Consider the following 14,878-nt stretch of genomic DNA (forward strand, 5'->3'; position numbering starts at 1 on the left):
GTGTGCCGGACGGGGTTACGCACCAGTGGGCGGAGTTACGAGCACGACGGACGGTGTTTTCTCCGGCGTGTCTCACGGTGGAGCGTGATCGTAACTCCCGGGAGGGGCGGTTCGTAGAATGGCGCCCATGCTGACACCCCCCGACCCCGTCCTGCCCGCCGGCTACACGCTGCGCCCGATGAAGTGGTCGGACCTGCCGGTGGTGCACGCCCTGGAGACCCGGTTGTTCCCCGAGGACGCCTGGCCCCTGCACTTCTTCGAGGACGAGCTGAACGAGGCCCGTCCCCGGGAGGACGGCGGCACCCGCGACTACCGCGTGATCGAGGCCGCCGGTGAGTCGGCCAGTGCGGTGGACGCCGAGGGGAGCGCCGGCATCGTGGGGTACTGCGGATTGATGTGCGTCCCGCCGCTGGCCGATGTCCAGACCATCGCCGTGGTTCCCGAGGCCGAGGGGCGCGGACTGGGCACGGTGATGCTGCAGTGGATGGTGGCCGAGGCCGCTCGCCGCGGGGCACGCGACGTGCTCCTGGAGGTCAGGGCGGACAACCCCCGCGCGCAGCAGCTGTACGTCCGTCACGGTTTCGAGCACATCCACACCCGGGCCGGTTACTACCCAGGCGGGTACGGACTGCCGCCGGTGGACGCACTGATCATGCGGCGGAGGTTGCTGCCGGAGGGCTGAGGGCCACGACCTGGGTTCACCAGCACCGGGAAGTCAGGCCGATGGTCGCCGTGCCGTCACCGCCCGGGTGGAACGTCATGGTCCGCTCGATCACCTGGGACTGACCCGTTGCCGTCACGGCATACAACCGGACGGGGTAACAGCTATTGCCGTTGGGGACCGTGACCACGGCCTGGCGCTGGCCCGACTGCACCGACACGTTCACTGACCCGGGCACTTCGACCACGTACCGCGCGACGGTCTGTCCGGCCGGCGCCGCCCACCGAAGGGTGACAGTCACGGGACTGCCTTTGCTGACCTGCACGACCTCCAACGCTGGATCCGACGTCCACTGCCACGGCTGGTTCGTCGGGACAGGAATAGTGGGCGTGGGTGTTGGAGTCGGTGTCGGTGACGCGGGTGCTGTCGGCGTTGGAGTAGGGGTAGGGGTAGGGGACGCTCCCCACGTGCCGGTGGCAACCTGAACGATGGCGTGAGTCTGCATCGACCACAGGGCCGATGCACCCGAGACGCCGAGGCCGCCCAGGAAGACCACGAGGAAGACGGCCAGGAACATGCGCCTGGGTGAGTGGGTCATCGGCCCGCCTCCGAACGCTGCAGGGCGGTGTCCATCTCGTGAGTGGCCGCGTCGATGAGCTGCTGGTCGCGCTTTTCCCTGCGGTCCCGAACCAGGCCACGCACCATGCTGAGGGCTCCCCACCCGATGAGGGCGACGGCCAGGATGGTGACGAGCGTGCTGCGGTTGGCATTGCCCAAAGCATTGGCCACGAAGCCGACGTAGGGGACGGCATAGAACAGCTTGCCGCGGACCTGGATCTCCCTGACGGGCTCGGGGTCGGCCACGTCATTGTTGTCACCCTGGGTGATCAGGAGGCGCTCGCCATCCTGACTGGCCGTGAACCCGGTGATGCGATGGGTGATGACCTCGGGGCGGCCGGACTCGATCTGGAAGGTGACGACGTCGCCGGCTCGCAACTGGTCGAATTCGGTCGGCTTGACCACCAGGAAGGTGCCCGGGGGATACTTCGGGGCCATCGAGCTGGTGAGCACCGAGTAGGTCTGGGAACCCGTGACGAGGGGGACGGCAATCAGGAGGATCGCGGCCAGGGCGAAGACACACAGCGCGATGAAGGAGACGGTCTGCCCTGTCCACCGGAACCAGGCCGGGGCGCAGCGCCGGGATACACGAGAATCGTTCATGTCAGACACCTGCAGGGAGCTGGGAGACGGATAGGTCTAGGACGGCAGTGAGGGTCCTGCCGCCGAGTGATGAGGGTGCGTTCGGTGCGAGTGCTACCTGCACGCAGTAGGACGCGGCCTGGTCCTTGGGGATCTGCACTGACTTGGCGGCGGTCGTGTAGGCACCGGACGGGACGTCAGAACACTTGCCGGAGGCCTGGGGAGCAGTGGTGAGGCTGAGATAGGGCGTCATGTCCGTGTCGGTCCCGTTCGCGGGAACGGGGGTGCCCAGGTCCGCCCTGACCGTGAACGAGCCCGAAGCGTTTGTGGTGTTGGAGACGGTCACCGCAGCGAAGACCTTCTGAGAGGGTGAGAGCTTCGCCGTTGGGTCTTCCACCGAGAGGGCGACATTCGACCCGTCGGCAGGGATGCTCTTCCCGTTGAGTTTGATGTCGAAGTTCGCCGCCTGGACCGTGCCCGGGTTCGACTGAACGGACGCGTTCCAGAGGGCCCAGGTTCCCCCGACCCCCAGCAAGCCCGCCACCACTGCCAGCCCAATCACCGCTGCCGTGAGCAGCATGTTCTTGGTGCGCATGAGCATCTCTTTCGATGTCCGGTGCCAGTGGGGCGGGCCTGCTGAGAGTGGCCACGTCAGGAGGACGCGATCGGTTCCACCCAGCCTAATGATGAGACGGTGCCACGGACTCTCGTGGACCAGCGGGGGGTGGAGGGAGTCCGGAGGAGGGGGAGGGATCCGCCGGGCTCCCGGTCTGGGGAGGGATCAACCGGCGGTCGGAGCCTCCTGCGTCAGGACATACCTGACATTGTTGAAGTCGTACTTGGCATCGACGCTCTCTCGACCGTCGGTGCTGTCCTCGAATGCGAACATGATCTTGGCGGTGACTTCGCCGCTGTCTGCCTCGGTCAGTTGGCGGGCCTTTACGTCACGGCCGTCCGCGTCAGTCACGGTGACTGCACTGACGGTCACGTTCTCGGCAAGGAAGGGATTCGTGGCGCTATTCGTTCCACCGGTAGCGATGAGATTCGCCTTGAGGTGATCGCCCTCCAGATCAATGTCCAGCTTCTGCGTGAACGTCAGGGTCTCACCCGGCACGACGCGGTAATTCTCAATCTTCTCGATCGGGGGAGCGCCAGGGACATTAGTGGCCCACTTAGCAGAATCGGTGACGGCCTCCAGGTTCAGGTCGCCGGCGGTGATGGTTCCGGCAGTGGTCTCCACGGAGTCATTCCACACGGCCAGCGTGCCGCCGCCGCCGAGGAGGAGGGCCACGCCCAGGCCGGTCACGATGGCGCCCTTGGTCATCTTCTTCATGTCAAACCCCTTGTGATATCGATCTTCGCCGGGGCTGGCGGGGATGCCAGCACCCAGCGTCGATGCTGAGACGGTTACGGAAGCCGATGACGCCTGGACGGGGGATGTCCCTGCTGCTATTGGCTTTCCGACGACACGTAGTCCACCCCGGGCTCCCAAAGCGAGGGACCGGGATTCGCACCGGATCCCCGCAAGGTTTCCCAAGGATTCCCGGTCTCGGTCTTGAGCAATTCTTGAGCTTTGGCAACCTGCGGGCTTCTTGAGCCATTCTTTGGCGAATCCGGGCAGACAACCACAGGTGCCGGGTGGATCATGAAGCCATGACCACTGCACCAGTTATCGACACTGATGCGTTGGGCCGGCTGGGAGAACAATTGGGCGATCCAGAAGTGCTGTGCGGTTTCATCCGCCGGTACGAGAAGATGCTGGGCCAACGCGTCGAACGACTTCACCATGCCCTGAACACCCAGGACCACGACGACTGGATGGACGCCGTCCTGTCCCTCAAGACCTCGTCGGCCATGGCCGGCGCCGCGGCGCTGTCCCAACTCGCCGCCGAACTCCAGGACTACCTGGCGAAGCGTCCGCCGGACCCCGTCCGGTGGCCGGTGACCGACTGTCTCGAATCCGTCATGGCGAAGCTACGCCACCTGGCGAGGGAGACCGCCCGTCAATTGCGGCTGTTCCTGAACCGGCTCTCCGCAAGCCCCCAGCTCGCATGAACTGACGGCCCCGCCGAGCCCGCAACGCACGAGACCCCAGCACGCCGACCAGGCGGTTGGGGTCTCGTCGTGTCCAGAACTGACCTGCTCGGGCGCCGGGACCCGGCTATCCGGAGGTCTCGGCAGCCCCGGCGGCGCGATAACCGATGCCGCGCACCGTCTCGATCCACCGCGGCCGCCGCGGGTCGTCACCGAGCTTGCGGCGCATGTTCCCGACGTGCACCTCGACCGTCCGCTCGTCCGACTCGGACACGAACGTCCCGGCATCGGGCTCGTCACCACGCAGGATGCGGGTGAGCTCGGCCTTGGACCGGACCACCCGGCCGCTGCGCAGCAACGTCTCCAGCAGCACGAATTCGGTGGGCGTCAGCGTCACGTCCCGGCCCTCGGCCTCCACGTGGTGCACGTGCGGGTACAGCACCAGACCGTTCAGGACCAGTCGGGCATCGGCTGATGATCCATCCGTCCGGCCGGCCGGACCGGACGGCGCGGCGGCGGCGGAACCGGCAGCGGCCGACGTCGGGCCGGCGGCCTGCCCGGCAGTGTCACCCTGGCCGTGCTCCGGGACGGCCGGGACCGACGTCGGGATCGGGGCCTGGGTGCCCACGGGCGCCTGCGCGACGCGGGGGCGACGCAGCATCGCCTCCACGCGGGCGCGCAGCTCGCGCGGGCGGAAGGGCTTGGTGAGGTAGTCGTCGGCGCCGGCGTCCAGGCCCATGAGGGTGTCGATCTCCTCGTTGCGGGCGGTCAGCATGACGACGTACGCGTCGGTGAAACGCCGCACCCGGCGGGTGACCTCGTAGCCGTCGATGTCCGGCAGACCGAGGTCCACGGTCACCAGGACAGGGTCATTCTCCTTGACGGCGTCCACGCCGTCGGTGCCGTTGGCCGCGGCGTGGACCTCGAAGCCGGACTGGCCCAACAGGGCCACCATCAGCTCACGGATGTCCTCGTCGTCCTCGACCACTACCGCTACACGCCGGTCGTCCATAACATCTCCCCTTGTCATCAGGCTGGCGTCCAACGCTACGGCAGACCGTGGACGGCATAGGGTGGACTGGCACCAGCATACGGCCGTATCAGCGCCAGAACGGAGATACGTCATGCCCACACGCAGGACGTCGGTGACATCGTCCGAGGGGGCCACATCCGAGTCGGCTGCGGCGCCCATCCTGGAGACCCTGCCCGAGGTGTCCAACCGGATCACGGCACCCGGGCCGGTCAGGGACGAGGCGTCGGACAGGGGCCCGTATTTCGCTCAACTCTCACTGCGCTGGCGCGTGGTCCTCTCCCAGCTGCCCCTGACGATCTCCGTGGCCATCGTGTTCCTGTTCGTCCTGGTGTTGCCCCAACCGGAGGGTCGCGGGCCGGGGACCATGCCGGCCGCGACTCCCGGGCTCTTCCTCGGGGTGGCCGGGGTCATGGTGCTGACGCTCGCAGCGGCCATCATCCCCTGGGACCGCTTGCCTCCCCTCACGTACTGGTCCATCCCGCTGCTGGACTTCATCCCGATCGCCCTGATCTGGGAGTCCGCCCGGTTCGCGTTGGACGGCATGGCCATGCTCGCGGCGTTTCCCGTCTTCTGGCTCGCCTGGTCCGGCATCTACCCGTTCTGGGGCCTGTTGCTGGGCTTCATCGGCAGCGCCGCGGTGACCTGGTGGCCCTACCTGATCAACCTGGACAACGTGGCCCGGGAAGACCTGTTCCGGCCGGCGCTGGTGCCGTTGTTCTTGCTGGCCATGGCGAGCGCCGCGAGCGTGTTCGCGCGGAGCATGGACCGTCAGCGTGATGAGCTCAAGGACGTGCTGGCCTCCACCCGCCAGCAGAACCGCCGGCTGGAGGCCATCCTGGACACCACGGACGTGGGCATCGTGGTGACGGACCGGGACGGCAACGGCCTGATCTGGAATGCGGCGCAACAGCGTCAGCACCTCATCGGCCAGCCGGAGGGCCGGCATGACGCCACGGAAGGCGAGTTGCTGGTCTTCGAACCGGACGGGGTGACCCCGGTCCCCGCCGAGGAGCGCGCGCTGTACCGGGCGATCCGCGGGGAGAGCTTCTCCGACCGGCTCTACGCGCTCGGGGTGGACGGCAGCCAGCAGTTCATGTCCGTCTCCGCCCAGGCCATGAGGGACGACGACGGTGAGTTCGACGGCACCGTGGTGGTCTTCCAGAACGTCACCGACCTGATCGACGCGATCCGAGCCCGGGAGAAATTCGTGGCGGACGTCTCCCACGAGTTCCGCACCCCGCTGACCTCGATCATCGGGTACCTGGACCTGGCGATCGAGGACGAGCAGGACGAGGTGATCGCGCGCTACCTGAGGACCTGCCAGCGCAACTCGGAGCGGCTGCTCGCCCTGGTCAACTCACTGCTGGACACGGCCTCCGGGAATGCCGTGCCGGCGCTGGAGCCCACGGACCTGGCCCGGCTGGTGCAGCACAGCGTGGAATCGGCGCAGGTGCGGGCGGACAACGAGGGGATCACCCTGGTCACGGACCTGCCGGAGAGACTGCCCGTGCAGGCGGACAAGGTCAAGATGAGCCAGGTCGCGGACAACCTGATCTCCAACGCCGTCAAGTACACCGAGTCCGGCGGTACGGTCACCGTGACGGTCCGCCGATCGGGCGACTGCGCCGAGATCGAGGTCGCGGACAACGGCATCGGGATCAGCCCCGAGGACCAGCAGAAGCTGTTCACCAACTTCTACCGCACCGAGCACGTCCGGCGGGCGGCCATTCCCGGAACCGGCCTGGGCCTGGCCATCACCAGGGCCTTCGTCCGCGCCCACGGGGGCGAGATCACGGTGGCCTCCGAACCGGGAGTCGGCTCCACCTTCACGGCGTCGATCCCGGTGGACGGGCCCTCGGCGCCGTCAGCGGAGGCGCCGGAAGCAAAAGAATCGGCAGGGTCAGCGGAGTCAACGGAGTCACCGGAGTTACGATCACGCTAGACGTCGATTCCACCGGCGTGTCCCGACGTGCAGCGTGATCGTAACTCTCGCCCGGTGGTGGGTGATCCGGTGGTGGGTGGCCCGGTGGCCCGGCGCCCGGTGGAACAGCGGGTAGTCAGGCGAGCAGGCGCCAGCTGCCCGGTTCCACGCGCGACCCGGCGCGCAGCCGGGCGGCCCCGGACTCGTCCCAGGGCTCGGAGCGGGCGATGTGCTCGGCCCGCCCCGTCCAGGCGGTGCAGACCTGGGGGATGTACGCGTCCTCCTGGCCCATGAACAGCCGGCGGCGGAACATGGCCCACTCGATGGCCGGCACCGCCACGGAGTAGGCCCCGCCGACGTCGATGCCGTCCAGCTCGTGCAGGACCGCGTCCCGGCCGGACTGCGCGGCCAGCCAGACGCGCGCCGAGGCCGGCGACAGCGGCCGGGCCAGGGCGGCGAGCCCGACGTCGAGGCTCGGGTCCGCCTCGGAGGGCACCGGGAGCAGGTCGGTGGCATTGCGCCAGTCACCGAACGGGGAGCCGTCCGGGAGGACCACGGCACCCCCATGGTCGCCCGTGTTGCGCCAGGGGTCCTCGGGATCCAGGGTCTCGACCAGGTCCGTCAGCACGCCGGAGGCCCACAGGCGGAACCACTGCGGGTCGGTGGAGGAGATCCGCCGCAGTTCATCACTCGCCGAAGCGCGGTACTCGTCGGGGACCAGCGGTTCACACCGGCTGATGGTCCACCTCGAGACAGCCTCTCTTATGGTCACGACAACGTCCTCTGGTCTGACGGGCACTGCGGCAGGGGGGTTACCGCGGGGTGCGGCAGGGGATCGCCGCGTAGTCAAGTCTACCGAGGGCATGCTCGCCCGGAGGGGGTTCTGTCCCGTTCCGGGTAGCGCTCGAGTAGCGATCGTCACCCTCGGTCACGGAACGCGTACGGTCGCGGCCCGGGTTCGAGTGGTGCTGACGAAACCGGCGGCCGACAAGGAGTGATAACGCATAGGACGGGCATGGCGGAGGACGGACAACCACAGCGGCACCCGGTGCTGGAGACGTTCTGCCGGCGGCTGGAGTCCATCCTCTGGGGCCGGGCCGCCGAGGCCCTCCGGGACGCCGGATGGCCGGACGGGGAGTGGGAGGTCCTGCTGCTGCCGATGTGGGACTGGCGCCTCCCGGCCATGGAGATCGGACGCAAGGGGCTGGACCATGAGACCGGTGCGGCACTGCTGATGCCAGTGCGCCTGGACTGGGGTGGGAACGACGCCCTGCTGCGCCTGGTGGACCCTGTCGGGCCGTCACCGTCATTTCGCTGGACGGCACACTCCATGGGGTGGGGTGACACGGGTGAATTCCAGCCGAATAGTTCCAGATCAGCGTCCCATCACGGGCTGCACGACGGTATAGTCGGCAGTGATAACCAACACGCCCCCGGGATCCGCCGCTGCGCCGTCGAAGACCTTGATGAGCTCGTCCGTGCCGGTCGCCAGTCCCAGTGGCAACTATTGTTCAGTCTCGAGCCGTTCGTCACCTCCACCGTTCACAAGGCCCACTCAGCAGTGAGCCATGAGATCAGTGAACTGACCGGGCGGTTCCAGTCTGTATTGCACGACACGGGAATTGAGCAGATCGTGAACGTCTTGATGGTGGGTGAGCCCACGGCCGGGGTGGCCGATACCCCGAGCGTGCCCCGGCTCCTGGAGCAGTGCCTGCGCCACGACCGGTTCACCAGGGTGGATCCCCTCATGTTCCTGCGCCGCAATCTGCGCCGGGACGCCGAGGACCAGGTCCGCCGGGCCATCGGTGACCCGCGCGTCGGCCCCAAGGTCCGTCGCCTCGCCCGGCAGATGCCCGGTGCCAGCGTGGCGGAGATCGTGGCGGCCTACCGCCTCGAACACCCGCAGGACAAGCTCTCCACCGCACGGGCCGAGGCGGCCCTGCAGGTGGGCTCGGACCCCATGGCCCGCACCGTCGCCCTGGACCCGGAGACCAATCGGGGTGCCCGATGACCCCCGTCTACACCCCTGAGGGGGTCGCCGGGTCCCGCCGCCCCGTGGGACGCCGGACCGTCGGTCACGAGACCCCCGCGAGGGGTGAGCCGGCCCCGATCAGCCGGTCCGTCCTGTCGCCTCGGGGCGCCCGACGCGCGGTCGCCGTCGTCCCCGAGCGGCGTCCGGTCCTGGACCAGTTGCGTGAGATGGCCGCGGCCTCCGGTGACGAGCGGTTGCGGTTGCGGGACGAGTTCATCGGGGACCAGCGCAAGGCCTTCCGCCTCCTGGCCCACCGGTTGTGCCGCACCATGGGCCTGAGCACCGCCCTGCACCGCGACGACGTCGAACAGCTCGTGGCGATCGAGGCCCTGACCTGGGTGGACGAGCTGCTCGAGGACCCCTCGGCCCTGGAGGCCATCGAGAACTTCAGCGGGATGCTGCACGTGCGCTCCCGGGCCGCGGTCCGCGCCTGGGCGGACCGCAACCTGTCCCCGGCCTCCGGCATGGTCTCCCTGAACCGCCGGGTGCGCAAGCTCAACCAGTTGCGGGACGAGATGCGCGCCGCCACCGGTGCGGAGCCCACCGACGGGGAGCTCACGCACGAGCACAACCGGCGCATGATGGCCGCCCGGAAGGACGCCGCCAAGCAGGGCATGCTCGCCACCACCGCCGACCTGCGCGTCGCCGGCCCGGCCGTGGACATCCACGCCCTCGAGCTGGCCGCCGTGGGCCCGGAGGAGTCCCTGCTGCACCCCACCGAGGGGCCCGTGCTGGTCCGTGCGGTGATCGAGCGGGCACGCCGGATCGGAGGGGTCACGTCGGACGTCGCCCAGGCGTGGCTCTCCGGCGTCTACGCCTCGGAAGGCTCCCAGCGGGTCCTGACCACCGCTGAGGTGGCTGAGCAGTTGGGCCTGACGCAGGAGTCGGCCGCCGCCCAGATCCGCAAGGTCCGCACCCTGGCCAAGCGGGTCCTCGCCGACCAGCTGGGCATCCTCCACGCCTGAACCGGCCGCCCCTCCGGAACGGCCGGGGCGTGCCGCGGTCCGGGGACGCTGCGCGTCCCGCGGGGTTGTGGACGCGCCCTCCGCGGGCAACGGCCCCGGCGTGTCGCGAGGACACGCCGGGTGAAGGCGGCGCTGTGATCAACGCCACATGATAGCCCAGGTCACAAGGCAGTTGTGCCGCACACATACCGGGTGTGCGAGCAGAGACTCTTTCCACCGACACCGCCTGCCGGGACCTCCTGGACCGCTGGGCGGCAGGTGATCTCCCGGAGACCCAGGTGCGCCGGGACGTGGCCACCATCCTGACCCGTTCCGGGATCTGCCGAGAGGTGTCCCGCGAGTACCAGACGTGGCACCACGGCCTGGCCTCCGGACCCCAGCTGAGCCAGGACGTCGAGTCGGAGTTCGACGAGTTCCTGTTCCGCCGCGTCACCGAGGAGGGCCCGGACGCCTTCTTCGACCTCGAGCGCGCCCGGGCCGCCTCGGTCACCGGCTGGGCGCGGCAGACCCTGCGCTCCGCCCGCAAGTCCATACTGCGCAACATCCACAACCGGACCGCCGCCCGCCAGGAACTCGTGGCTCCCACCGGCCCCGAGGACGGCGCGTCCACCGCCGCCGCCATGGCCTTCCAGGCCACCGCGGCCCCCGGTGCCCTCGAGGACGGTCCGGAGATCGCCCAGCGGATCATGCTGGAGGAGGCCACCGAGTGGCTGCGCTCCAAGGCCTCGCATCACCGGGGGATCGCCCGCACCCAGGCCGGGGCCGCCGCCCTGCGGTTCGCCTTCTCGCTGCCGGAGCTGATCCGCCCGGACTGGCGCGTCCGGCGTCGGGCCCTGCCGGTCCTCGAGGCCGATCCCAAGGCCGCCCACCGGGCCGCCCAGGCGATGCTGGCCTGCCTGACCCGGATCCACGGCTGGCGCGGGCTGTTCGAGGCCGCCGACCAGGACCTGATGACCCTGTGGGACAACTACTCGCGGGCCCAGCTGTTCGAGGTGGTGTCCAGGGACCCGGCGATCGCGTACACACTGGCGTTGGAGACCCTGTCCGACCGGGCCCGTCCCGACCGCCCGTCCGTCCGCGCCTTCCGCAACGCGGTGAAGGACCTGGCCCCGGTCCTGAGGAACGGCCGCAAGCCGACCGGGTGGCGCACCGTCGCCAACGCCGTGGTCGACGCGTTCCTGGCCGAGGAGTTCGAGGCCTACTCCGCGTTCGACACCGCTGGCGCCGCCGTCCACGAGGAGCGGACCGCCGAGCGCGAGTCCGCCCTGGCCACCGCCTGGGACGCCTACGAGGCGATGGTCCGGTTCGCGGGCGCCCCGCTGGGCGGCACGCACGCGCAGGTCCGCGACCGCCTGGAGGGCATCATCGGTGACATCCTCGGTGGTGGCGTGGAGATCCGGGACAACGTCACGCTGCTGCGCGCGGCCTGAGGCCCGGACGCCTCACACGTCATCACCGGCCCGCACGGTCATCAGCCCGTCCACGGTGCCGGTCTCGATCCGTCCCGTGCGGGCGAACCCCGCCCAGTCGGCGCGCATCCGACGGCCCCAGGCCTCTGTCTCGGCGGGGTCGAAGCCATGCAGCAGCTGGGTGCCCCACACCTTCCGGTTGCCGAACAGCAGGGGCAGCTCGGCCGCGTGCGCTGAGGACAGTGGGTTGTCCTCGGCCTCGGCGTGCACCAGGTAGTGGTAGCCGTGGCCGCGGGCCGCGGCGTGACGGCGGACGAAGTGCTCCGCCCCGCGGGTGAAGATCACGTCCGTCAGCCACCGCACCAGGCCCTCGTGCGCGGGCGGGCCCAGGACCGGGACCCGGTGCAGCCGCGCGACGGGGCCGACCACCGGGGCGAACAGGGCCGCCTCGCGCAGGTTGGACCCCACCAGGACGTCCACCCGCCGGGCCGCGTCGATCCAGGCCGCCTCACGCCGGTCGGCCCCGGGCAGCGGGTGCTCGCCGTACTCGGGACCGAACGGCATGGCCCCGCCCAGCCCGAGCCGCAGGGCGAACCGTGCCAGGTCGGCCTCCGTCCGCAGGAGGTCCTCCACGGGGGCATCGGCCGGCAGTCCGGCGGCGCGCTCGCCCAGGGCGGCGGTCATCGCGGCCCGTCCACGCATCACCCCGATCGGCGCCGACTGCATGATTACCCGGGAGAACAGCTCCTCGGCACCCTCGGCGATCATCAGGTGGGCCGCCGCGTCGGCCCCGGCGGACTCGCCCCAGACGGTGACGTTCTCCGGGTCCCCGCCGAACGCGGCGATGTTGCCCCGCACCCAGCGCAGGGCCTCGATGATGTCCAGCAGTCCGAGGTTGGCGGGCACGCCGTCGCGGCCGAGGAAGCCGAACAGCCCGAGCCGATAGGTGACGTTCACCGTGACCACCCGCTGCTCGCTGACCAGCGCGCCCGGGTCGTAGTAGGGCTGGTCCCCGGCGCCGATCACGTACCCGCCGCCGTGGATCCACACCATCACCGGCAGCCGCTCGTCCGGGCCGGCGCCCGCGGGGGCGGTGACGGACAGGTACTGGCAGTGCTCGGAGATCTCCAGCGGCCCCAGGAACCTCCCCGGGGAGACCCCCTCGAGCGCGCGGACCGGCCGCTGCGGGCAGGCCGGTGACCAGCCGGTCGCCTCCACGGTCCCGACGGCGGCCGGCTCCGGCCGCGGGGGCTCGTACCGGTTCGCGCGGGCGTACCGGATGCCGGTGGCCCGCCACACCGGGTCACGCTCCGGGCCCTCGTCGACCCAGCCACGCAGGGTGCCCGCCGGGCAGGTCCACTGGGGTGCGGAGATCATGCGCCCAGTGTGGCATCTGAGTCACGAGCACGCTGCACGTCGGGACACGCCGGACCGATCACCGTCGGGCGTGCTCGTGACTCCCTGATCTGGGTCGGCATGGCCTGAATCCGGGCCGGCCTCGCACCCGGTTGCGCAAAACCGACCCCTCGCGCGCACCGGCCCGCATAGGGATCAGTGGACGACCGACGAGACGGTCGACGGGACAAGGGGAGAGTCATGCCAGTGACGGTCACCGTGCTGCCGACCGACCCGGCCCTGCCGCGCAGCGGGGGTGCGGGCCTGCCCCAGGACGGCCGCTCCACGGCCGATCCCGAGGACGCGCTGGACCGCGTCCGGCTCACCGCGGGCGGTGGGCTCCCGTGAACTTCGTCGCGCAGGACATCTCCGCACAGATCATGATGCTGGAGACCAGGGCCCTGAAGACCATGACCGCGAGGGGTTTCGACCGGCGGGTGGCCGAGGCCGCCAGCCTGGCGGCGCCCGTGACCCGCGGTTCGGTCGTGGCCACGCAGGGGCTGCGGGCCGTCATCGGCGGGCTGCCCGTGGCCGTCGGGGACGTGGTGACCGTCGGCGGGACCGGGGGTGACGGGACCCGGACCCACCCCGGGCTCGCCGGCGTCGAGGCCGAGGTGGTGGCCGTCCACCGCACCGAGGCCACCGTCGTGCCGCTGGCCGAGGGCTGGGCGCCGGCCGCCGGAACGCCCGTGACGCTTGCGCACCGCGGGGGAGAGGTGCCGGTGGGCGACGGGCTCATCGGCCGCGTCGTCGACGCCCTGGGCCGTCCGATCGACGGCAAGGGGCCGATCGCCGGCACCCGCCTGGTCCCCGCGCACCATCCCGCCCCGCACGCCCTGGACCGCACCGCCGTCACCGGGCAGCTCGGCACCGGGCTGCGCGCCGTGGACACCTTCGCCGCCCTGGGCCGCGGCCACCGCATCGGCCTGTTCGCCGGCCCGGGTGCGGGCACGTCCTCGCTGCTGGCCATGATCGCCCGCGGCACGGACGCCGCGGTGTCCGTCATCGCCCTCGTGGGCGTGGACGGCCACACGGTCCGGGAGTTCCTCGACGACCTCGGCCCCGAGGGACTGGCCCGGTCCGTGGTGGTGGTGGCCACCGAGGACGAACCGGCCATGATGCGCCGCAAGGCCGCGTTCACCGCCACCCGGATCGCCGAGCAGTTCCGTGACCAGGGCCTCCACGCCCTGGTGATGCTGGACTCACTGACGCGCGTGGCCGGCGCCCAGAGCCAGATCGGGCTCTCCGCCGGGGAACCACCGGCACGTGGGGGCCACGCCCCGTCCACGGCCTCCCTGCTCGCGCAGCTGCTCGAGCGTGCCGGTGCCGGCCGTGCCGGCTCGGTCACCGGGATCTACACCGTCCTCGTGGACGGTGAGGACCATGAGGACCCCGTGGGCGAGGCCGTGCGCCCCCTCCTGGACGGGCACCTCGTGCTCGAGCGCCGGCCTGTCGAGGCCGGGCACGTCCCGTCCATCGACGTGCTCGCGTCCATCGCCCCGTGTGCCTCGGCCCTCACGGGTCCGGCGGACCGGGCGGCCGTCACCGTGGTGCGCCGGGCGATGGCCGAGTTGCGCGCGGTCCAGGACCTGATCGAGGCCGGCGCCTACGTACCCGGGACCCGTCCCCTGGCCGAGGCCGCCCTGGCCGCCCGGCCCCACCTGGATGCCTTCCTGCGCCAGGACACGGACGACTCGACCTCCCTGATCGAGGCCTGGTCTCGACTGCGCGGCCTCGCCGGTCTGCTGAGCGTGGACGGCGCCGGCACCGAGGGGCGGGCCGCCTGATGCCGGGATTCCGCCTGAAGTCTCTCGCGCGCGTCCAGATGATCCGAAAGGGCCTGGCCGCGGCCCGGCTGGCCGACACCCAGCCTCACGCCCCGGCCGAACAGCACCGTCCCGCCCTCGAGCGCGCCCTGCTCGGGGACCGCGGGGGAGTGCACGTGCTGGCCGCGGCCGGCATCGACCGGACCACCGTCGCCCAGCAGCTCGCAGGGACCGGGCCCGCCCAAACCGAGGCCGATGAGGTGCGGGCCGCGGAGCAGGCCCTGATGCTGGCCGTGCAGGCCCGCCGCCGTGCCGAACGGGATGAGGACTATCGCGACCGGCAGCAGCGAGTGCTCACGGATAGGGCCGAGCAGCAGGCGCCCGAGGCGCTCGCCTTCATCCCCCACCACCCGTCAGGTGAACACCGATGAGTGCCGAGGCCCTCGACCCGCGGACCGCGTA

The 14,878-nt window shown here is 70.6% G+C and carries 16 protein-coding genes; 9 read left to right on the forward strand and 7 right to left on the reverse strand.

Features of this window, described 5'->3' with window-relative positions; genetic code table 11:
• Window positions 1–127 precede the first annotated feature (127 nt).
• Window positions 128–682: a GNAT family N-acetyltransferase gene (locus CITRI_RS0107845; RefSeq protein WP_010144167.1), complete on the forward strand. Its 555-nt coding sequence runs from the start codon at window positions 128–130 to the stop codon at window positions 680–682.
• Window positions 683–698: 16 nt separating this feature from the next.
• Here the strand turns inward: CITRI_RS0107845 and CITRI_RS19625 are convergent, their stop codons facing one another.
• The 4 genes from CITRI_RS19625 to CITRI_RS0107865 all read right to left on the reverse strand — a co-directional run bounded on the left by CITRI_RS19625 (window position 699) and on the right by CITRI_RS0107865 (window position 3,194).
• Window positions 699–962, reverse strand: a complete 264-nt coding sequence (locus tag CITRI_RS19625) for a hypothetical protein (protein WP_157998912.1) — start codon at window positions 960–962, stop codon at window positions 699–701.
• 293 nt (window positions 963–1,255) lie between these two features.
• The gene (locus CITRI_RS0107855; RefSeq protein WP_010144170.1) at window positions 1,256–1,882 is read right to left on the reverse strand and encodes a signal peptidase I; all 627 of its coding nucleotides are present in this window, start codon (window positions 1,880–1,882) and stop codon (window positions 1,256–1,258) included.
• A 1-nt stretch (window position 1,883) separates the two neighbouring features.
• Window positions 1,884–2,456 (reverse strand): SipW-dependent-type signal peptide-containing protein, encoded by a 573-nt coding sequence (locus CITRI_RS0107860; RefSeq protein ID WP_157998913.1) that lies wholly within the window; start codon window positions 2,454–2,456, stop codon window positions 1,884–1,886.
• A 186-nt stretch (window positions 2,457–2,642) separates the two neighbouring features.
• The gene (locus CITRI_RS0107865) at window positions 2,643–3,194 is read right to left on the reverse strand and encodes an alternate-type signal peptide domain-containing protein (protein WP_010144172.1); all 552 of its coding nucleotides are present in this window, start codon (window positions 3,192–3,194) and stop codon (window positions 2,643–2,645) included.
• Between the two features lie 320 nt (window positions 3,195–3,514).
• Between CITRI_RS0107865 and CITRI_RS18410 the strand changes: the two genes are divergently transcribed.
• On the forward strand, window positions 3,515–3,916 hold the full coding sequence (locus tag CITRI_RS18410) for an Hpt domain-containing protein (protein ID WP_083843372.1): 402 nt from the start codon (window positions 3,515–3,517) through the stop codon (window positions 3,914–3,916).
• Between the two features lie 106 nt (window positions 3,917–4,022).
• Here CITRI_RS18410 and CITRI_RS0107875 read toward each other — a convergent pair whose 3' ends face one another.
• Window positions 4,023–4,907, reverse strand: coding sequence for a response regulator transcription factor (locus CITRI_RS0107875; protein ID WP_040386079.1), 885 nt, complete (start codon window positions 4,905–4,907; stop codon window positions 4,023–4,025).
• 133 nt (window positions 4,908–5,040) lie between these two features.
• On the opposite strand from CITRI_RS0107875, the gene CITRI_RS16905 reads away from it, so the two are divergent.
• Window positions 5,041–6,870 carry a cell wall metabolism sensor histidine kinase WalK gene (locus CITRI_RS16905; RefSeq protein ID WP_010144175.1) on the forward strand — a complete coding sequence of 610 codons (1,830 nt, stop codon included), beginning with the start codon at window positions 5,041–5,043 and terminating at the stop codon, window positions 6,868–6,870.
• Window positions 6,871–6,985: 115 nt separating this feature from the next.
• Here the strand turns inward: CITRI_RS16905 and CITRI_RS0107885 are convergent, their stop codons facing one another.
• Window positions 6,986–7,621, reverse strand: coding sequence for a hypothetical protein (locus tag CITRI_RS0107885; protein WP_010144176.1), 636 nt, complete (start codon window positions 7,619–7,621; stop codon window positions 6,986–6,988).
• A gap of 243 nt (window positions 7,622–7,864) precedes the next feature.
• Between CITRI_RS0107885 and CITRI_RS19360 the strand changes: the two genes are divergently transcribed.
• The 3 genes from CITRI_RS19360 (at window position 7,865) to CITRI_RS0107900 (ending at window position 11,276) form a co-directional block, all read left to right on the forward strand.
• On the forward strand, window positions 7,865–8,860 hold the full coding sequence (locus CITRI_RS19360; protein WP_010144178.1) for a hypothetical protein: 996 nt from the start codon (window positions 7,865–7,867) through the stop codon (window positions 8,858–8,860).
• The gene (locus CITRI_RS0107895; protein ID WP_010144179.1) at window positions 8,857–9,846 is read left to right on the forward strand and encodes a hypothetical protein; all 990 of its coding nucleotides are present in this window, start codon (window positions 8,857–8,859) and stop codon (window positions 9,844–9,846) included. Before CITRI_RS19360 ends, CITRI_RS0107895 begins: the two co-directional genes overlap by 4 nt.
• A gap of 194 nt (window positions 9,847–10,040) precedes the next feature.
• A complete protein-coding gene (locus CITRI_RS0107900) occupies window positions 10,041–11,276 on the forward strand; it encodes a hypothetical protein (protein ID WP_141566022.1) in 1,236 nt (411 codons plus the stop codon).
• 12 nt (window positions 11,277–11,288) lie between these two features.
• On the opposite strand, the gene CITRI_RS16910 is transcribed toward CITRI_RS0107900, so the two are convergent.
• On the reverse strand, window positions 11,289–12,632 hold the full coding sequence (locus tag CITRI_RS16910; protein ID WP_010144181.1) for a carboxylesterase family protein: 1,344 nt from the start codon (window positions 12,630–12,632) through the stop codon (window positions 11,289–11,291).
• A 219-nt stretch (window positions 12,633–12,851) separates the two neighbouring features.
• Between CITRI_RS16910 and CITRI_RS19630 the strand changes: the two genes are divergently transcribed.
• From CITRI_RS19630 to CITRI_RS0107920, 3 genes are read left to right on the forward strand one after another with little or no spacing between them, the layout of a single operon-like run.
• Window positions 12,852–12,998: a hypothetical protein gene (locus tag CITRI_RS19630; RefSeq protein ID WP_157998914.1), complete on the forward strand. Its 147-nt coding sequence runs from the start codon at window positions 12,852–12,854 to the stop codon at window positions 12,996–12,998.
• Complete coding sequence (locus CITRI_RS16915; RefSeq protein ID WP_010144182.1) at window positions 12,995–14,437, forward strand: FliI/YscN family ATPase; 1,443 nt, start codon at window positions 12,995–12,997, stop codon at window positions 14,435–14,437. Before CITRI_RS19630 ends, CITRI_RS16915 begins: the two co-directional genes overlap by 4 nt.
• Window positions 14,437–14,847 (forward strand): hypothetical protein, encoded by a 411-nt coding sequence (locus tag CITRI_RS0107920; RefSeq protein WP_010144183.1) that lies wholly within the window; start codon window positions 14,437–14,439, stop codon window positions 14,845–14,847. Before CITRI_RS16915 ends, CITRI_RS0107920 begins: the two co-directional genes overlap by 1 nt.
• The last annotated feature ends 31 nt before the right edge of the window (window positions 14,848–14,878 follow it).

The sequence above is a fragment of the Citricoccus sp. CH26A genome (assembly GCF_000224415.1).
Taxonomy (GTDB): domain Bacteria; phylum Actinomycetota; class Actinomycetes; order Actinomycetales; family Micrococcaceae; genus Citricoccus.

What these genes read in the sequence shown, in the direction of transcription:
- CITRI_RS0107845 (WP_010144167.1), top strand. Translation starts at nt 128, where the DNA reads ATGCTGACACCCCCCGACCCCGTCCTGCCCGCCGGCTACACGCTGCGC.
- CITRI_RS0107855 (WP_010144170.1), bottom strand. Translation starts at nt 1,882, where the DNA reads ATGAACGATTCTCGTGTATCCCGGCGCTGCGCCCCGGCCTGGTTCCGG.
- CITRI_RS0107860 (WP_157998913.1), bottom strand. Translation starts at nt 2,456, where the DNA reads ATGCGCACCAAGAACATGCTGCTCACGGCAGCGGTGATTGGGCTGGCA.
- CITRI_RS0107865 (WP_010144172.1), bottom strand. Translation starts at nt 3,194, where the DNA reads ATGAAGAAGATGACCAAGGGCGCCATCGTGACCGGCCTGGGCGTGGCC.
- CITRI_RS18410 (WP_083843372.1), top strand. Translation starts at nt 3,515, where the DNA reads ATGACCACTGCACCAGTTATCGACACTGATGCGTTGGGCCGGCTGGGA.
- CITRI_RS0107875 (WP_040386079.1), bottom strand. Translation starts at nt 4,907, where the DNA reads ATGGACGACCGGCGTGTAGCGGTAGTGGTCGAGGACGACGAGGACATC.
- CITRI_RS19360 (WP_010144178.1), top strand. Translation starts at nt 7,865, where the DNA reads ATGGCGGAGGACGGACAACCACAGCGGCACCCGGTGCTGGAGACGTTC.
- CITRI_RS0107895 (WP_010144179.1), top strand. Translation starts at nt 8,857, where the DNA reads ATGACCCCCGTCTACACCCCTGAGGGGGTCGCCGGGTCCCGCCGCCCC.
- CITRI_RS16910 (WP_010144181.1), bottom strand. Translation starts at nt 12,632, where the DNA reads ATGATCTCCGCACCCCAGTGGACCTGCCCGGCGGGCACCCTGCGTGGC.
- CITRI_RS19630 (WP_157998914.1), top strand. Translation starts at nt 12,852, where the DNA reads ATGCCAGTGACGGTCACCGTGCTGCCGACCGACCCGGCCCTGCCGCGC.
- CITRI_RS0107920 (WP_010144183.1), top strand. Translation starts at nt 14,437, where the DNA reads ATGCCGGGATTCCGCCTGAAGTCTCTCGCGCGCGTCCAGATGATCCGA.